The organism is Acinetobacter sp. GXMZU3951 (genome assembly GCF_054457875.1).
In genome coordinates, this window is the sequence record NZ_JBTLFO010000009.1 from 53106 (window position 1) to 69766 (window position 16661).

Sequence of the window (16661 nt, forward strand, 5' to 3'; positions counted from 1 at the left end):
TTTCCCTGCCTGCTCTGCTAATTAACGTTGGAAGTGATACACCGAACCCAAGCCTAAAATTTGCGTCAATTCATCTAACGCTGTACGGCTTTCGATTAATAATTTTGGATCAGCCAAATCTTGCTGACTCAATTCATCACGGTAATGTTGATCGACCCACGCATTTAAACGTGTGAACAAAGCATCATTCATGAACAGATTCGGATTGATTGCGTTTAACTCCGCTTCATTCACCGCTACACGTAAGCGTAAGCACGCTGGCCCACCGCCATTACGCATACTTTCACGTAAGTCGAAAACTTTAATGTCATCAATTGGCGTACCCATTTGAATCATGTCATTCAAATAGCCCCAAACTGCTGGGTTTTGACGAGATTCTTCTGGCACCACAATGCTCATGCCACCATCTGTGCGCGTCAAAATCTGACTGTTGAACAAGTAGGTATTTACTGCATCTTTGACAGAAACACGTTGATCAGGCACTTCAATCGCGACGAATTCTTGACCCAAGCGCGCCATCTTTTCACGAATTTCTGCCAAAGCTGCTGTTTGGTTCAAAAATGCATGTTGATGATGGAACAAGACATTTTGGTTACTCACCGCAATCACGTCGTTGTGGAACACGCCTTGGTCAATCACATCTGGATGCTGCTGAACAAAAACAGTCTGTTCTGCTTTGAGTTGGTGCAAACGTGCAACCGCTTCGCTCGCCTCAAGAGATTGACGCGCTGGATAGCGTTTTGGACCAACACCACCACCCATGAATTGCTGACCATAAACAAACACTTGAACGCTGGCTTGATCATAAGCACCGCCCAAACGATTATGGTTAGCTGCACCTTCATCACCAAACAATGCCACTGGCGGCAACGCTTCATGGTGTGCAAAATGACGCTCATCGTTAAACATGGCAGCCATCACGCGTGAGGTAGTTTCATGTTCAATTGAACGATGGAACTTATTGTTCAAGTTGGCTGCGGTAAAATGCACACGACCATCTGCACTGTCTGCCGAAGGTGAAACCGTTGCAGCATTAGCAGTCCACATACATGAAGCTGAACTTAATGCAGACAAAAGCTCTGGTGACGTACGCATGGCTTGTTCAATCACACTGTGATCATCGCCACGGAAGCCCAATTTACGTAAAGTTGGCACATGTGGGCGTTCTTGCGGTGCAAACACACCTTGCTTTAAGCCCATGTCTGCCAAAGCTTTCATTTTCAGCAAACCTTGTTTTGCCGCTAACTTAGGATTAGAGACATTATTACGGTTTTTAGTGGACGCTTCGTTCCCGAATGACAATCCCGCATAATGATGCGTTGGACCCACTAAACCATCAAAATTAATTTCATAGCCTGACATTTCTAAACTCCCTATCCGTCGACTACAGCACAATGCCTGGCGATAATTTTTCAGGTAAAGCTACCTGAGGACTTTCCAACGATGCCATTGGCCATGCGCAATAATCTGCAGCATAGAACGCACTAGCACGATGGTTACCCGATGCACCTACACCACCAAATGGTGCAGCACTTGAAGCGCCGGTAAGCGGCTTATTCCAATTCACAATCCCTGCGCGGGCTTCAATCAATAAACGTTCAAATAATTCACGTTCTGGAGAAACTAAGCCTACCGATAAACCAAAACGAGTCGCATTGGCTAAGGCTAAGGCTTCATCAAAATGGTCATAACGGTAAATACAGCTCAAAGGACCAAAATATTCTTCATCTGGAACTTCATTCACCCCTGTGACCTCTAACAGTCCAGGGCTTAATAAGCTGCTGTTTGGATCTGCTTGAGTCACAGGCAATAACACTTGCGCGCCTAAATCGATTAAACGTTGTTGTGCTTGTAAAATCTGTTGTGCAGCATGCAATGAAATCACACCACCCATAAATGGTTGTGGCTGTGCATCCCACTGTCCCACCAGCAAATTACGGCTTACTTCCACCAAACGTTGAATGAAGGCATCACCGGCAGCACCATTTTTAATAATTAAACGGCGTGCACAGGTACAACGCTGACCTGCCGAAATAAAGGCAGATTGAATGGTTAAATTCACCACAGCATCGATATCGCTCATGTCATCGATAATCAGCGCATTGTTGCCGCCCATTTCGAGTGCGAGGATTTTCTCAGGTGCACCAGCCAATTGTTTGTGCAGGTGGTAACCCGTGTTGGCACTCCCTGTGAACAATAGACCATCAATTTCATGCGACTGCGCCAGTGCTTCACCTGTGCTACGACCACCCTGCACCAAGTTCAATACGCCCGCAGGCAACCCAGCTTCGTGCCATAACTTCACGGTTTCTTCCGCAGTCCACGGCGTGAGCTCACTTGGTTTGAACACAATGGCATTGCCCGCGATTAAGGCAGGTACAATGTGACCGTTTGGCAAGTGACCTGGGAAGTTATATGGACCAAATACCGCAAGTACGCCATGCGGGCGGTGGCGCAAAGATGCTGCGCCATCGGCCATTTCTGTCACGCTTTCGCCCGTACGTTCATGATAAGCACGGATTGAAATCGCCACTTTAGCAATCATGGACTGAACTTCAGTTAAAGTTTCCCAAATCGGTTTGCTGGTTTCACGACTGATGACTGCCGCTAACTGTTGTTTATTTTGTTCTAATAAGCTGGCAAAACGCTGAATCACCTCAATACGTTCTGCAAGTGGACGACGCGCCCAAGCAGCAAATGCAGCACGTGCCGACTGACATGCTTGTTCAACTTGTGCTGCAGTCGCTTCGACACCTTGCCAAATAATTTCTTGGCTGACAGGATCCAGTTTGTTCCATGCTGCACCATGCGCAGGAGACCATGTCCCATTAATATATAAATTTCCTTGTGACATTATTTTTGCTCCGCCTTATCTAAAGGCAACATACGAATACTTTGCCCCGCCTGCACACCCAGTGCCTGCGCTTGCTCAGCCGTTAAATTCAAACTTTCAGCATCCGCAGCATGCTGAATTAAGATGGCACGATAATCGTGATACTGGTCATTGGCGACCAAATGACGCTCACCACCCACTGGCACACTGTCTACAATACTTACGCGGCGGATTTGGCTTTCATTCACCGCACGTAAGTTTTTCACTTCAGCTTCTAAGGTTGGACCCGCATCAAAAATATCGACATAACCTTGGTAACGTAGCCCTTCCGACTCCAACACCCGCGAAGCAGGCACTGTTTGCGGATGAACTTGCGCAATCACTTGCTGTGCTGCAAGCGGTAACAAATCGGTGTAGACCGGAAAACGTGGCATCAACTCCGCAATAAAGACTTTTTGCCCAATACCGCTGAGATAGTCCGCAGTGGCGAAGTCCATATTGAAAAAGTGGTTGCCCAAAGCGTCCCAAAAAGGTGAACGACCATTGTCATCCGAATAACCGCGCATTTCGGCAATCAGGGTGCTTTGGAACGCCTGCTGGAATGCTGCGATAAAGAGGAAGCGGATTTTAGAGAGCAATTTGCCATTTTGATCTTTGCGATAATCAGGATCTAAAAATAGCGTACACAGCTCACTACACCCGGTATGGTCATTACTTAAAAACAGGGTATTTAATGCTTTGTAGACATTCAGAGCCTGCGAGGCATGAACTTGCTTGCCCACATGGAAGTTATAAAAAGGTTCAGTCAAACCCACTGCCACTTCAATCGCACTCACACCAACCACGCGCTGTAACTGGGTATCTTCTAAAACAAATAAGTACCCTTGCTCATGTGGTGCAGCTTGACCGTGTAAAGTCTTTTGTGTGCGCGCAATTCGAGCCGATAAAATCTCCTTGTTTTGCGGTAAGGACGTCAGACCAACGCCTGACTTTCCCGCTAGAGTAAAGATGTCATCTAAATCCCGATACTCTGCATGTCTAACAATCATCATATGCAGAAGCCTTTACGCGCCAACAAAACGCGCAAGCGCACGTTCAAAACGTTGTAGACCTGCTTCAATATCTGCTTCAGGAATGATTAATGATGGCGTAAAGCGAACGACATTTGGGCCTGCAACCAGAGCCAACAAGCCTTCTTCACCCGCCAGCGTCACGATGTCTTTGGCTTTGCCTGCATATTCAGCTTTTAATACACAACCAATCAACAAGCCTTGACCACGCACTTGCTCAAACAAGTCAAAACGTTGATTCAAACGGTTTAAACCATCAACAAAGTATTGCGCGCGGGTACGTACACCATTCAATACTTCTGGGGTATTAATAAACTGGAATACGGCATTCGCGACCGCACATGCCAATGGGTTACCGCCATACGTAGTTCCGTGGTCACCAACAACAAACATGCTGGCATATTTGTCTGTAGTAATCATGGCACCAATGGGGAAACCACCGCCCAAGGCTTTGGCTGTGGTTAAAATGTCTGGTGTCACGTCAGTATTCATGTAGGCATACAACGCCCCTGTACGACCCACACCAGTTTGTACTTCGTCAAAAATCAGTACAGCACCATGCTGGTCACATAACTCACGTAAACCCGTTAAGAATTCTGCGGTAGCCGCAATGACTCCACCCTCACCTTGAATTGGCTCCACAATCACGGCGCAAGTGTCAGCATCAATTGCTGCACGTGCCGCTTCCAAATCATTAAATGGAAGATGGTGAATCCCTTCTGGTAAAGGGGCGAAATCTTGCGAGTACTTCGGTTGACCACCGGCCGTAACCGTAAATAAGGTACGACCGTGGAAGGCATTTTTAAATGCCACAATTTTGTTCTTGCGCGCTGAGCCTGAAAGTAGGCCCACTTTGCGCGCAAGCTTCAAAGCCGCTTCGTTGGCTTCTGCACCAGAGTTACAGAAGAACACTTTATCGGCAAAGGTATTTTCAACCAATTGTTTTGCCAGCATTAAAACAGGCTCATTGGTATAGCCATTGCCGATATGCCATAACTTCTGACCTTGCTCGACCAATGCTTTTACCGCGACAGGATGTGCATGCCCTAGCGCATTTACTGCAATCCCACCAGCAAAATCAATATATTCTTTACCTTGCTGATCCCATAAACGAGAACCTTCACCACGCACAGGAATAAATGGCGCTGGCGCGAACACTGGCACCATATATTGATTAAAATCTTGGCGTGTCGGTTGGTAATTCTGGCTCATGGTATGTTCTTCCTTAATAAATCTGACGTTGTTGTTTCAATGGCACTTAAGCCACGAGAATTTCCCCTTAACCAGGGAAAATTCCGCGCTCTTTACGTGCTTTTAATATGCGTTCACACGCCAAAATGTACGCTGCGGTACGCAAACTGCAGTCTTTTTCGTTGGCTTTAAACCAAACGTCTTCAACTGCTTTAATCATGAGTTTGTCTAAACGCTCGTTAATTTCTTCTTCAGTCCAGAAATAGCTCGCCATGTCCTGTACCCATTCGAAGTAACTTACGGTTACACCGCCCGCATTACACAGTACGTCAGGCACAATCATGATGCCGCGTTCTAACAGGATGTCTTCTGCTTCTGGATACGTTGGACCGTTTGCACCTTCCAAGATCAATTTCGCAGTAAGTTTCTGTGCACGTTCAGGTGTAATCTGACCTTCTAACGCTGCAGGGATTAAAATATCCATCTCTACTGCCCAGAACGCATCATCTTCAATCAAGCTTGCATCTGGATAACCCGCAATCCCTTTGTGAATCGCGACGTAATCTTGTAATGCTTTAATATCGATGCCATCTTTATTAAAGATCGTGCCAGTATGGTCTTGTACACACACCACTTTAGCTTCGGCTTTTTGGAACAAGTACGCAGCTTCGCTACCTACGTTACCGAAGCCCTGCACTGCAACACGGCTACCTTTAAGTGGCAAGTTGATTTTCTTAGCAACTTCTAAACCTGTCACGAATACACCACGACCTGTGGCACGTACACGACCCAAAGAACCACCCAAATGCACAGGTTTGCCCGTCACAACACCCGTCACGGTATGACCTTTAATGCTTGAATAAGTATCCATCATCCAACCCATAATGTCGGCATTGGTGCCTACGTCTGGCGCTGGGATGTCATTTTGAGGGCCAATAATTGGACTAATTTCGCTGGTAAAACGACGCGTTAAACGCTCAAGTTCACGCGGAGACAATTTACGTGGGTCTACACGAATACCACCTTTGGCACCGCCATATGGTAAATTAAGAACAGCTGTTTTAATGGTCATCCACGCTGAGAGTGCCATGACTTCATTCAGCTCGACATCTGGATGGTAACGAATACCGCCCTTGCCTGGTCCACGCGATAGGTTATGCTGAACGCGGTAACCTTCGAAGTGCTGAATTGAACCGTCGTCCATTACAATCGGCACATCAACGATGAGTGCGCGCTTTGGACGCTTTAATGTATTGATAAATGGAATGAGGTCTTCTTCCAGATACGGCGCAACACGATTAATCTGAGCTAGATAAGTCTGCCATGCACCACTATTGTCCATTTCGTATGACAAAGACATTGAATTTTCCCTTCGAAAATTGAGTGAATCAAATCCATTTTAAATTTGAAACACCTTATTAATTGGGCACCGCCTCAGCTCGGTGCTGTTCCAACTGGAGTATTAGCCAGTCCCTATAGTATGAAAAATCAAAACGACTCCAAAAAGTTGTAATTTTGATTAAAATGCAATAAATTTTATCAATCTGGTGATAGGCAAAATCAAAATGAACGATACTGACAGCCAAATCCTCGGTTTACTGCGTGACAATGCACGCATGTCAATTACCGACATTGCCCAAAAGGTTCGGGTTTCAAGAAATACAGTACAAAAACGCATTGAATATTTAGAAAGTAGCGGCATCATTACGGGCTATACCGTACGCACCAAACCAGGCACGGAAAAAAACAGCATCCGAGCGTGGATGAATATTATGGTCGAAGGCACCAAAACCAATGCTGTGGTGAAAGAGCTCAGAATTGACCCTTCGGTACATACCCTGCATACCACCAATGGTAAATGGGATCTCTTAGTCGAATTAAAGTCAGACAATTTGGAAAGTTTTGATAAAACGCTAGAACGTATTCGGACCATTTCAGGCATTTACAACACCGAAACCAGTATTTTACTCTCGACTTATAAGGCCTAAGGACAACCTAACCGGTGTCAACAAAGCTTTATACAGGGTGAACATAGTCCTCAAACCCCTGTTGGCATTCAGCCAAAGCCGGCCTGAATGTTGATATAAGTCCACCGATCATGCGATTTTGACCGCATGAGTTTTATCGTTTGATCATTTTTAAATACCACTACTCTTTTAAAGTCGGGTGCGGCTGTGTATAACAATCGGCGTATAGCAAAGTAAAAGCATAGGCAAACTGTCTAAAAAAGCGTTAGACTATGCCACAATTAAAAATGCAAATGCCCGCGTGCTTTGCAAATGAATAGAAGGTGAAGATTGATGCCGCTCAATACCGTTGAAGAGCTCGTAGCAGATATCCGTGCAGGTAAAATGGTCATCCTGATGGATGATGAAGACCGTGAAAATGAAGGTGATCTTGTCATTGCCGCGACACATGTGCGCCCAGAAGACATCAACTTCATGATCACGCATGCGCGTGGTTTAGTGTGCCTGACTTTAAGTCGTGAGCGTTGCCAGCAATTGAATTTACCGTTAATGGTCGATGCCAATGGCGCGCAACATGCTACCAACTTCACACTATCCATTGAAGCAGCGGAAGGCATTACCACGGGAATTTCTGCGGCAGAACGTGCACATACCATTCAAACAGCGGTTGCGGCACATGCTAAACCGAGCGATATTGTCCAACCAGGGCATATTTTCCCATTGATGGCTCAGCCCGGCGGTGTACTGCACCGTGCAGGTCATACCGAAGCAGGCTGTGATCTGGCGCGTATTGCAGGTTTAGAACCCGCATCGGTGATTTGTGAAATCATCAAAGAAGACGGCACCATGGCCCGTCGCCCAGATTTAGAAATTTTTGCTGAAAAGCATGGTCTTAAAATCGGGACCATTGCCGATCTCATTCATTACCGCATGACCAATGAACAAACGGTTGAGCGCTTAAGTCAAGAAAGCATCCAAACTGAATATGGTGCCTTTGAACTGTATCGTTACCGTGAAATTGGCAACCCAGACATTCATTTGGCTTTGGTCAAAGGTGAGCCGAAACATGGGGTGACCACGGTTCGTGTGCATGGCTTTAATCCAACGCGCGACTTGCTCAAACTCAACAAGCAAGATGGCGAACCCGCTTGGAATTTAGATCGCGCATTAAAAGAAGTTGCCCAAAGCGATCGCGGTGTATTGGTGTGGATTGGTCAACGCCATTTACAAGATTTAGGTCCTGCGCTCGACAGTTTGACTGCACCGAAGAAAACCAAATCGAGTGCTGCGCTTTCACAGCAATATCAAACAATTGGTGTCGGCGCACAAATTTTACGTGATTTAGGTGTTGAAAAAATGAAGCTGCTCAGTTCACCGCTTCGTTTCAACGCGCTATCAGGTTTTAATCTTGAAGTGGTGGAATATGTCACCGCTCAACAAACATTAACGAAATAATCGAGGTTGCTATGGCGATTCGCCGAATTGAAGGTTTATTACATCTCGCGAGCGAAGGCCGTTACGCGATTTTAGTTGGTCGTTTCAATAGCTTTGTGGTTGAACACTTGCTAGAAGGTGCAATTGATACATTGAAACGTCATGGTGTATCAGAGGATAATATCACTGTTGTTCATGCACCAGGCGCATGGGAACTGCCAGTAGTTGCAAAAAAACTGGCAGCCTCTGACCGCTTTGATGCCATCATCGCACTGGGCGCAGTGATCCGTGGTAGCACGCCTCACTTTGACTTTGTTGCTGGTGAGTGTGCCAAAGGTTTGGGCGTTGTTGGCCTAGACACTGGTCTACCGGTCATTAATGGTGTATTGACTACGGACAGCATTGAACAAGCGATTGAACGCTCTGGAACAAAAGCAGGTAATAAAGGTAGCGAAGCTGCTCTTACTGCAATTGAAATGGTTAACTTGTTAAAGGCTATTTAAAGCATGTCGCAAACACTTCAAGCCGCTTATGCTGCAAAACGTAAAGCACGTCGTTTTGCTGTACAAGGCATTTATGAATGGCAAATGAGCCGCAACCCAGTGCATGAAATTGAAGCACGTACGCGTGTTGAAAATGCCATGCATAAAGTGGACCTAAGCTATTATCATGAATTGCTGACTCAAGTGGTTGCCAATCATGACGCTTTGGATGCGCTTCTTATTCCTGTGCTGGATCGCCAAATCGAAGCACTTGACGGAGTCGAGCTTGCGACCCTTCGTTTAGGTGCCTACGAATTGAAAGAACATCTTGAAATCCCGTATCGCGTGGTTTTAGATGAAGCGATTGAGCTTGCAAAACACTTTGGCGGCGCAGACAGTCACAAATACATCAATGGTGTATTAGACCGTTTAGCCAACGGCCTTCGTGCGGCAGAAAAGCAACAAGCACAATAAGACGTGTAGTAAGTAATATGGCTGAGTTTTCAATCATTGAGACCTATTTTAATCGACAGAAGCATGCTTCCGTCGACTTGGGCGTCGGAGATGACTCAGCCGTACTTACCCCCCCTTCCCAACAACAATTGGTGATCTGCACCGATACCCTCATTGCAGGAAGACATTTCCCGCTCGATACGCCAGCCCATGCTATTGGCTGGAAATCCGTAGCAGTCAATCTTTCTGATATTGCAGCCATGGCTGCAAAACCGCACAGTATTTTATTGGCCTTGAGCCTACCCCAAATCGATCATGACTGGCTAAAAGACTTTAGCCAAGGTCTATATGACTGCTGTGATCAATTTGGCGTGAGCTTAATTGGCGGCGACACCACACAAAGCCCTCATCTCACCATTTCTGTGACTGCTCTCGGTTGGGTGGATACGGGACACGCGGTAAAACGCTCTGGTGCACAAGTAGGTGACTATATCTGTGTCAGTGGTCAAGTCGGAGATGCTGCATTTGGTTTACAGCATCCGCAGCATCCCTTAAAGCAACGCTTAGACTATCCGACCCCACGCTGCCAACTCGGGCAACAGCTCAAAGGGCTCACCTCCGCCATGATTGATGTCTCCGATGGTCTGGCACAAGATCTTGGACATATCCTGCAAGCCTCCCATGTCGGAGCACGTGTACAATTAGAGCAATTACCCGTTGATCGTCATGTGCAACAGTTAACACAGGGACAACAATGGCAATACGCATTGGCAGGTGGCGATGACTATGAGTTATGCTTTACAATAAGCCCGCAAAATTACCAACAGCTTTTGCAACAACAATTAGATGTAAAAATTACGGTGATTGGAACAATTACAAATTCAACTGGGCTTACATTTGAAAAAGATGGCAAAGATCATCCGCTTCAATTTCAAGGGTATCAACACTTTGCATAAACCTCCAATTCAGTTTAACCACATGTCTTGGTCGAACCGCTGTATCGTATTTTGCGGTGTCGGTTTTGGCTCAGGTTTATTGCCCAAAGCACCCGGTACCTTTGGTTCTGCCTTTGCTCTGCTTTTTATTCCCTTATGGTTGAATTTAGGCTTTCTCAACTCCATATACGCCATCATTCTGATGTCACTGCTCGGCATCTATATCTGTGGTCAAACCGCCAAAGTCATGGGTGTACATGACGATGGACGCATTGTTTGGGATGAGTTCGCGGGACAATCGATTAGCTTATTGCCATTGATCTATTTTGAACACATGACCATGCTCTGGGCACTGATTGGCTTCTTATTGTTCCGTCTCTTTGATGTGTGGAAGCCTTGGCCAATCCGGGTGATTGATCGCCAAGTACATGGTGGCTTTGGCATCATGCTGGATGACATTATTGCAGGGCTTTGGGCAGCGCTCTGTATTTTTATATACCTCAATATTTCTCTGGCTTAAAACCAGCTTGTAAGGTGTGTTATGACAACTTCTGTGATTATTCTTGCTGCAGGTAAAGGAACTCGAATGCGTTCCCAACTACCCAAAGTCTTACAACCCCTAGCAGGACGCCCCTTACTTGGCCACGTGATTGAAACCGCCAAACAATTACACGCGGAACATATCATTACCATCTATGGGCATGGCGGTGAGCAGGTTCAACAAGGTTTTAAGCATGAACAGGTACAATGGGTTGAGCAAGCTGAACAACTCGGTACTGGACATGCTGTACAAATGACTTTACCGGTTTTACCACAAGACGGTATCTCCTTGATTTTATCTGGTGATGTGCCTTGTATTACACCGAATACCTTACAAAAACTCCTTGAGGCTTCACGTGGAACAGGCATTGGTCTGGTTACCCTAACCCTCGATGATGCATCAGGCTATGGTCGCATTGTCCGTAAAGACGGACAAATTCAGGCGATTGTTGAGCACAAAGATGCCAACGCGCAACAGCGCCAGATTCAAGAAATCAATACGGGAATCTACTGTGTCAGCAATGCCAAATTGCATCAATGGTTGCCTCAGCTCAACAATAATAACGCGCAAGGCGAATATTATTTGACTGATATTGTTGCGATGGCACTGGCGGACGGACTTGAAGTGGCTTCTGTACAACCTGAGCAGGCATTTGAGGTTGAAGGCGTCAATGACCGCATGCAACTCGCTGCACTTGAACGTCAATATCAACAGTTTCAAGCTAAACAATTGATGCAACAAGGTGTACACCTGATTGATCCGAGCCGATTTGATTTGCGTGGTACCCTCAAAGCTGGACAAGATGTCCGTATCGACATCAACGTGATTATTGAAGGGGATTGCGAGTTCGGTGATAACGTAGAAATTGGTGCCGGCTGTGTGATTAAAAACACCACAATTGCCGCAGGCACCAAAGTCCAACCTTACAGTTTGTTCGATCAAGCCATCGTGGGTGAAGATACTCAAATTGGACCTTTTGCACGCTTACGTCCAGGCGCAAAACTTGCCAATGAAGTGCATATCGGCAACTTTGTTGAAGTGAAAAACTCCAGTGTCGGTCTAGGCTCCAAAGCCAACCATTTCACCTATTTGGGCGATGCCGAAATCGGTGCAGGTTCAAACATTGGTGCTGGAACCATTACCTGCAACTATGATGGGGCCAACAAATTCAAGACCATCATTGGTGATGCTGCATTTATTGGTTCCAACAGCTCACTGGTTGCCCCTGTCCGGATTGGCAATGGTGCAACCGTTGGTGCCGGTTCCGTGATTACCCGCGATGTCGAAGATCACTGTTTAGCTGTTGAGCGCTCTCAACAAACAGTCAAAGAAAATTTTCAACGTCCACAAAAATTGAAGAAATAAGAGGATCGTCCTATGTGTGGTATTGTCGGTGGCGTTGCAGAACGTAGTATTACCAATATTCTCATTGAAGGTCTCAAACGCCTAGAATACCGTGGCTATGACTCAGCAGGTTTAGCACTAGTCAATCATGACCAAATTCTTCGTGAACGTCGTGTCGGTAAAGTCGCCAATCTTGAACAAGCGGTAAATGAATCGCAAATCTTTGGCACACTCGGGATTGCGCATACCCGTTGGGCGACCCATGGTAAACCCACTGAAAATAATGCGCATCCGCATGTGTCTGGCGATGTTGCTGTGGTGCATAACGGTATTATTGAAAACTATCAAGAACTCAAAGATGATCTTGAAGCGTTGGGTTATGTGTTTACTTCACAAACCGATACTGAAGTGGTCGCGCATCTGGTCCATGATGCCTTGAAATCAACCTCAAGCTTATTAGAAGCGGTACAAAGCGTGGTGCCGCAACTCAAAGGCGCTTATGCCCTCGGAATTATTCATACCGACTATCCGAATGAGTTAATTACGGTACGTGAAGGCTCACCTCTGGTGATTGGGGTTGGCATTGGCGAAAACTTTATTAGCTCGGACCAATTGGCATTACTGCCAATTACCAATCGCTTTATCTACCTCGAAGAGGGGGATATCGCACGCTTGACCCGTGACAAAATTGAAGTGTTTGTAAATGGGCAATTGGTACAGCGCCCAGTCAAAGAGCTCGATGCTACGGTCAGCAATGCGTCTAAAGGTGAATTCAAGCATTACATGCTCAAAGAAATTTACGAGCAACCAGAAGCATTACAACAAACCATTTCTCAAGCTTTAGATGGCAATGCTTTACGTGCCGATTTCCTGCAACATGCTGAAGCGGATTTTGCCAACATCCAGCAAGTGCAAATTCTGGCGTGTGGTACCAGTTACCATGCAGGCATGATTGCGAAATACTGGTTTGAACAACTGATTGATGTGCCTTGTCAGGTCGAAATCGCCAGCGAGTTCCGTTATCGCAGCCCTGTAATTGTGAATAACACCCTTTACTTGTGTATTTCTCAATCTGGTGAAACGGCGGATACCTTGGCAGCACTACGCGATACGCAAAAGCGAGCAGCTCACAAGAACATCAACATTGTGACCATGGCCATTTGTAATGTCGCAACGTCATCCATGATCCGTGAAACCAGTCATAGCCTACTCACGTTGGCAGGACCAGAAATTGGAGTGGCATCCACCAAAGCCTTTACCACGCAATTAGCAGCACTTATGTTGCTGATCTTAAAAATTGGGCAGATCAAGCAAACCATTTCTGATCATCAGATTCAAAGCATTGCAGCAGAATTATGGCATCTACCAAAAGTGATTTTGGATACCTTACAAAATAACCAAGCCATTCTACGTTTATCTGAGTTGTTTGTAGAAAAGCAGCACTGCTTATTCCTCGGTCGTGGCACGCACTTCCCGATCGCACTGGAAGGCGCACTGAAGTTAAAGGAAATTTCTTATATTCATGCAGAAGGCTATGCTGCTGGCGAACTCAAGCATGGTCCATTGGCACTGGTGGATAATGACATGCCTGTGGTGATTCTTGCTCCTCAGGATGACATGCTGGATAAACTCAAATCCAATATGGAAGAAGTGCAAGCGCGTGGTGGCGAACTGTTTGTGTTTGCTGATGAACACAGCGGCATTCAAAGCAAAGAACGTCAACATGTGGTCAGTGTACCAAGCATCATTTCGACTTTAGCACCAATCGTGTATAGCGTTCCGGTACAGTTACTGTCTTATCATGTCGCAGTATTACGTGGCACCGATGTCGACCAACCGCGAAACTTGGCCAAAAGTGTAACTGTGGAATAAAACAAAAGGCTCGTCAATCGAGCCTTTTTAATAAAATGAGCATGAGTTGAATAATATGACACGCCTGACCTGTTTTAAAGCCTACGATATTCGAGGCAAACTTGGCACCGAGTTAAACGAAGAAATTGCTTATAAGATTGGCCGAGCCTATGGTCAAATCTACCAACCTAAAACCGTGGTGATTGGCTGCGATATGCGTCTCAGCAGCGAAGGTTTGAAACAAGCCACCATTCAAGGACTGACCGATGCAGGCGTGAATGTACTAGATTTAGGCATGACTGGAACCGAAGAAGTCTATTTCGGTGCCTTTCATCTTGATGTTCAAGGTGGCATTGAGATTACCGCCAGTCATAATCCGATTGACTATAACGGCATGAAACTGGTGCGCGAGAATGCCCGCCCCATCAGTGCTGATACGGGTCTAAAAGACATTCAAGCATTGGCGGAATCCGGTGAGTTTCAAGCTGTTGAGCAAAAAGGAAGCGTGCAACCGTACAATATTTTGCCTGAGTTTGTTCAACACTTATTAACCTATATTACCCCAGAAAAAATTCGCCCACTGAAATTGGTGGTCAATGCAGGCAATGGCGCTGCTGGTCATGTGATTGATGCTTTGGAAGCGCAATTTAAGCAACTAAATATTCCAGTTAAATTCATTAAAATTCATCATGAAGCCGATGGGACATTCCCGAACGGGATCCCTAACCCGATTTTAATTGAAAATCGGGACAGTACACGCAATGCGGTACTGCAACATCAGGCAGATATGGGCATTGCATGGGATGGCGATTTTGACCGCTGCTTCCTGTTTGATGAAAAAGGCCAGTTTATTGAAGGTTATTATATTGTCGGCTTACTGGCACAAGCCTTTCTATTAAAGCAAGCCAACGAGAAAATTGTGCATGATCCGCGTCTGGTCTGGAATACTTTAGATATTGTTAATCAATATCAAGGGATTACCGTACAGTCTAAATCAGGTCATGCCTTCATTAAAGATGTCATGCGTGAGCATAATGCGGTTTATGGTGGGGAAATGAGTGCGCATCACTATTTCCGTGACTTCGCTTACTGTGATAGTGGCATGATCCCATGGTTACTGGCTTTGAGCGTACTCTCTGAAACACAGCAATCTTTATCTAGCCTGGTTGAGGATATGATCACTAAATTCCCTTGTAGTGGTGAAATCAACTTTAAAGTCGCAGATACTCAAGCTACGGTCCAAAAGATCTTTGATCATTATGCTGATCAGAATCCGCAAGTCGATCGTACCGATGGTGTTAGCTTGGACTTTGGCGCGTGGCGTTTAAATGTCCGTGCATCCAATACTGAGCCACTGTTACGCCTGAATATTGAAAGCCGCTTGGATCAGAATCCAAAGCCGATGCAAACTTATGTGCATGAGTTAACTCAGTTAATTCAAAACTAAACTTAAAAAAGGGAGCCTTGGCTCCCTTTTTTAATCAAAACGATGCATTAATCTTTTGCATAGCCTTGCGGATTTTGCTTCTGCCAGTTCCAGCTATCCGCGAGCATATCCTGAAGACCATATTGCGGCTGCCAATTTAACTCAGTCACGGCTCGAGTATTATCTGCAAATGAGGTTGCTACATCTCCCTCACGTCGCGGTGCAAACTCATAAGCAATTGCAATACCATTAACCTGTTCAAAGGTATTTTTAATCTGTAAGACAGAGGCACCCTGCCCCGTACCAATATTCCAAGCACGACAGCCTGTCGCGGATAAACGATTATTTAAGGCACACAGATGTGCATTGGCTAAATCCACCACATGAATATAATCTCGTACCCCAGTACCATCAACGGTATCGTAATCCTGTCCAAAAATGGATAATTTTTCACGACGCCCTACGGCCACCTGTGTTACATAAGGCATCAAATTATTGGGAATGCCTTGAGGATCTTCACCAATTCGACCACTTTTATGCGCGCCTACCGGATTAAAATAACGCAGCAATGCAATCGACCACCGTGCATCTGCTACACTTAACTTTTGTAGCATCTGCTCAACAATCAGTTTGGTATAACCGTAATTATTCGATGGCATGCCCGTCGGCATCTCTTCATTCAACGGAGAAACATTCGCTTCATCATAGACGGTCGCAGAGGAACTAAATACCAGCTTAAAGACGCCAGCGCGTTCCATAGCTTTGACTAAATTTAGACTACCTGCAATGTTATTATCAAAATAAGTCAACGGAATCTGCTGACTTTCACCGACCGCTTTCAAACCAGCGAAATGAATTACGGCATCAATCGTATGCTGTGAAAAAAGATGATCTAGTGTTTCACCATCTCGAATATCCCCTTCAATAAAATCAAGAGATTTTCCTGTCAGTGCTTGTACTCGAGCCAAAGATTCTACTGAACTATTCGAGAGATTATCTAATACCACAACATCATGGCCAGCAGTTAATAACTCTACACAGGTATGTGAGCCAATGTAACCTGCGCCACCTGTGACTAAAATTTTAGCCATATTTTTTTCCTTGCAAAACTTTCAGTAAGCCTTAAATAAAGCT

Annotated in this window: 15 protein-coding genes; 9 read left to right on the top strand and 6 right to left on the bottom strand. The window is 45.6% G+C overall.

The genetic code is table 11. The annotated features are described in order from the left end of the window. Window positions 1-21 precede the first annotated feature (21 nt). From astB to ACX17N_RS13540, 5 genes are all read right to left on the bottom strand, one after another. Window positions 22-1362, bottom strand: a complete 1341-nt coding sequence (astB, locus tag ACX17N_RS13520; RefSeq protein ID WP_458893090.1) for an N-succinylarginine dihydrolase — start codon at window positions 1360-1362, stop codon at window positions 22-24. 22 nt (window positions 1363-1384) lie between these two features. Beyond that, a complete protein-coding gene (gene astD / locus ACX17N_RS13525; protein ID WP_458893091.1) occupies window positions 1385-2854 on the bottom strand; it encodes a succinylglutamate-semialdehyde dehydrogenase in 1470 nt (489 codons plus the stop codon). Then, the gene (astA, locus tag ACX17N_RS13530; protein ID WP_458893092.1) at window positions 2854-3885 is read right to left on the bottom strand and encodes an arginine N-succinyltransferase; all 1032 of its coding nucleotides are present in this window, start codon (window positions 3883-3885) and stop codon (window positions 2854-2856) included. The genes astD and astA overlap by 1 nt, the downstream gene beginning before the upstream one ends. Window positions 3886-3897: 12 nt before the next feature. Then, entirely contained in the window at window positions 3898-5115 is a 1218-nt protein-coding gene (locus tag ACX17N_RS13535; RefSeq protein ID WP_458893093.1) for a bifunctional succinylornithine transaminase/acetylornithine transaminase, read from the bottom strand. A gap of 67 nt (window positions 5116-5182) precedes the next feature. Then, the gene (locus ACX17N_RS13540) at window positions 5183-6454 is read right to left on the bottom strand and encodes a Glu/Leu/Phe/Val family dehydrogenase (RefSeq protein WP_458893094.1); all 1272 of its coding nucleotides are present in this window, start codon (window positions 6452-6454) and stop codon (window positions 5183-5185) included. Between the two features lie 205 nt (window positions 6455-6659). Between ACX17N_RS13540 and ACX17N_RS13545 the strand changes: the two genes are divergently transcribed. The 9 genes from ACX17N_RS13545 to ACX17N_RS13585 all read left to right on the top strand — a co-directional run bounded on the left by ACX17N_RS13545 (window position 6660) and on the right by ACX17N_RS13585 (window position 15548). After that, a complete protein-coding gene (locus tag ACX17N_RS13545; RefSeq protein ID WP_458893095.1) occupies window positions 6660-7082 on the top strand; it encodes an Lrp/AsnC family transcriptional regulator in 423 nt (140 codons plus the stop codon). A 312-nt stretch (window positions 7083-7394) separates the two neighbouring features. Next, window positions 7395-8516: a bifunctional 3,4-dihydroxy-2-butanone-4-phosphate synthase/GTP cyclohydrolase II gene (gene ribBA / locus ACX17N_RS13550; protein ID WP_458893096.1), complete on the top strand. Its 1122-nt coding sequence runs from the start codon at window positions 7395-7397 to the stop codon at window positions 8514-8516. An 11-nt stretch (window positions 8517-8527) separates the two neighbouring features. Further along, window positions 8528-8998: a 6,7-dimethyl-8-ribityllumazine synthase gene (gene ribH, locus ACX17N_RS13555; RefSeq protein WP_016165653.1), complete on the top strand. Its 471-nt coding sequence runs from the start codon at window positions 8528-8530 to the stop codon at window positions 8996-8998. A 3-nt stretch (window positions 8999-9001) separates the two neighbouring features. Then, the gene (gene nusB / locus ACX17N_RS13560; RefSeq protein ID WP_458893097.1) at window positions 9002-9451 is read left to right on the top strand and encodes a transcription antitermination factor NusB; all 450 of its coding nucleotides are present in this window, start codon (window positions 9002-9004) and stop codon (window positions 9449-9451) included. Window positions 9452-9468: 17 nt separating this feature from the next. Beyond that, window positions 9469-10386: a thiamine-phosphate kinase gene (thiL, locus tag ACX17N_RS13565; protein ID WP_458893098.1), complete on the top strand. Its 918-nt coding sequence runs from the start codon at window positions 9469-9471 to the stop codon at window positions 10384-10386. Next, on the top strand, window positions 10337-10885 hold the full coding sequence (locus tag ACX17N_RS13570; protein WP_458893099.1) for a phosphatidylglycerophosphatase A family protein: 549 nt from the start codon (window positions 10337-10339) through the stop codon (window positions 10883-10885). The genes thiL and ACX17N_RS13570 overlap by 50 nt, the downstream gene beginning before the upstream one ends. A 21-nt stretch (window positions 10886-10906) precedes the next feature. Then, window positions 10907-12271, top strand: a complete 1365-nt coding sequence (gene glmU / locus ACX17N_RS13575) for a bifunctional UDP-N-acetylglucosamine diphosphorylase/glucosamine-1-phosphate N-acetyltransferase GlmU (RefSeq protein ID WP_458893100.1) — start codon at window positions 10907-10909, stop codon at window positions 12269-12271. A 12-nt stretch (window positions 12272-12283) separates the two neighbouring features. After that, window positions 12284-14122, top strand: coding sequence for a glutamine--fructose-6-phosphate transaminase (isomerizing) (gene glmS / locus ACX17N_RS13580; RefSeq protein WP_458893101.1), 1839 nt, complete (start codon window positions 12284-12286; stop codon window positions 14120-14122). 55 nt (window positions 14123-14177) lie between these two features. Further along, complete coding sequence (locus ACX17N_RS13585) at window positions 14178-15548, top strand: phosphohexomutase domain-containing protein (protein WP_458893183.1); 1371 nt, start codon at window positions 14178-14180, stop codon at window positions 15546-15548. Window positions 15549-15595: 47 nt separating this feature from the next. Here the strand turns inward: ACX17N_RS13585 and galE are convergent, their stop codons facing one another. Continuing rightward, a complete protein-coding gene (gene galE, locus ACX17N_RS13590; protein WP_458893102.1) occupies window positions 15596-16618 on the bottom strand; it encodes a UDP-glucose 4-epimerase GalE in 1023 nt (340 codons plus the stop codon). Between the last annotated feature and the right edge of the window lie 43 nt (window positions 16619-16661).

Excerpts from the sequence above, each read along its gene's own strand:
- astB (WP_458893090.1), bottom strand. The coding sequence starts at position 1,362 with ATGTCAGGCTATGAAATTAATTTTGATGGTTTAGTGGGTCCAACGCAT.
- astD (WP_458893091.1), bottom strand. The coding sequence starts at position 2,854 with ATGTCACAAGGAAATTTATATATTAATGGGACATGGTCTCCTGCGCAT.
- astA (WP_458893092.1), bottom strand. The coding sequence starts at position 3,885 with ATGATGATTGTTAGACATGCAGAGTATCGGGATTTAGATGACATCTTT.
- ACX17N_RS13535 (WP_458893093.1), bottom strand. The coding sequence starts at position 5,115 with ATGAGCCAGAATTACCAACCGACACGCCAAGATTTTAATCAATATATG.
- ACX17N_RS13540 (WP_458893094.1), bottom strand. The coding sequence starts at position 6,454 with ATGTCTTTGTCATACGAAATGGACAATAGTGGTGCATGGCAGACTTAT.
- ACX17N_RS13545 (WP_458893095.1), top strand. The coding sequence starts at position 6,660 with ATGAACGATACTGACAGCCAAATCCTCGGTTTACTGCGTGACAATGCA.
- ribBA (WP_458893096.1), top strand. The coding sequence starts at position 7,395 with ATGCCGCTCAATACCGTTGAAGAGCTCGTAGCAGATATCCGTGCAGGT.
- ribH (WP_016165653.1), top strand. The coding sequence starts at position 8,528 with ATGGCGATTCGCCGAATTGAAGGTTTATTACATCTCGCGAGCGAAGGC.
- nusB (WP_458893097.1), top strand. The coding sequence starts at position 9,002 with ATGTCGCAAACACTTCAAGCCGCTTATGCTGCAAAACGTAAAGCACGT.
- thiL (WP_458893098.1), top strand. The coding sequence starts at position 9,469 with ATGGCTGAGTTTTCAATCATTGAGACCTATTTTAATCGACAGAAGCAT.
- ACX17N_RS13570 (WP_458893099.1), top strand. The coding sequence starts at position 10,337 with ATGGCAAAGATCATCCGCTTCAATTTCAAGGGTATCAACACTTTGCAT.
- glmU (WP_458893100.1), top strand. The coding sequence starts at position 10,907 with ATGACAACTTCTGTGATTATTCTTGCTGCAGGTAAAGGAACTCGAATG.
- glmS (WP_458893101.1), top strand. The coding sequence starts at position 12,284 with ATGTGTGGTATTGTCGGTGGCGTTGCAGAACGTAGTATTACCAATATT.
- ACX17N_RS13585 (WP_458893183.1), top strand. The coding sequence starts at position 14,178 with ATGACACGCCTGACCTGTTTTAAAGCCTACGATATTCGAGGCAAACTT.
- galE (WP_458893102.1), bottom strand. The coding sequence starts at position 16,618 with ATGGCTAAAATTTTAGTCACAGGTGGCGCAGGTTACATTGGCTCACAT.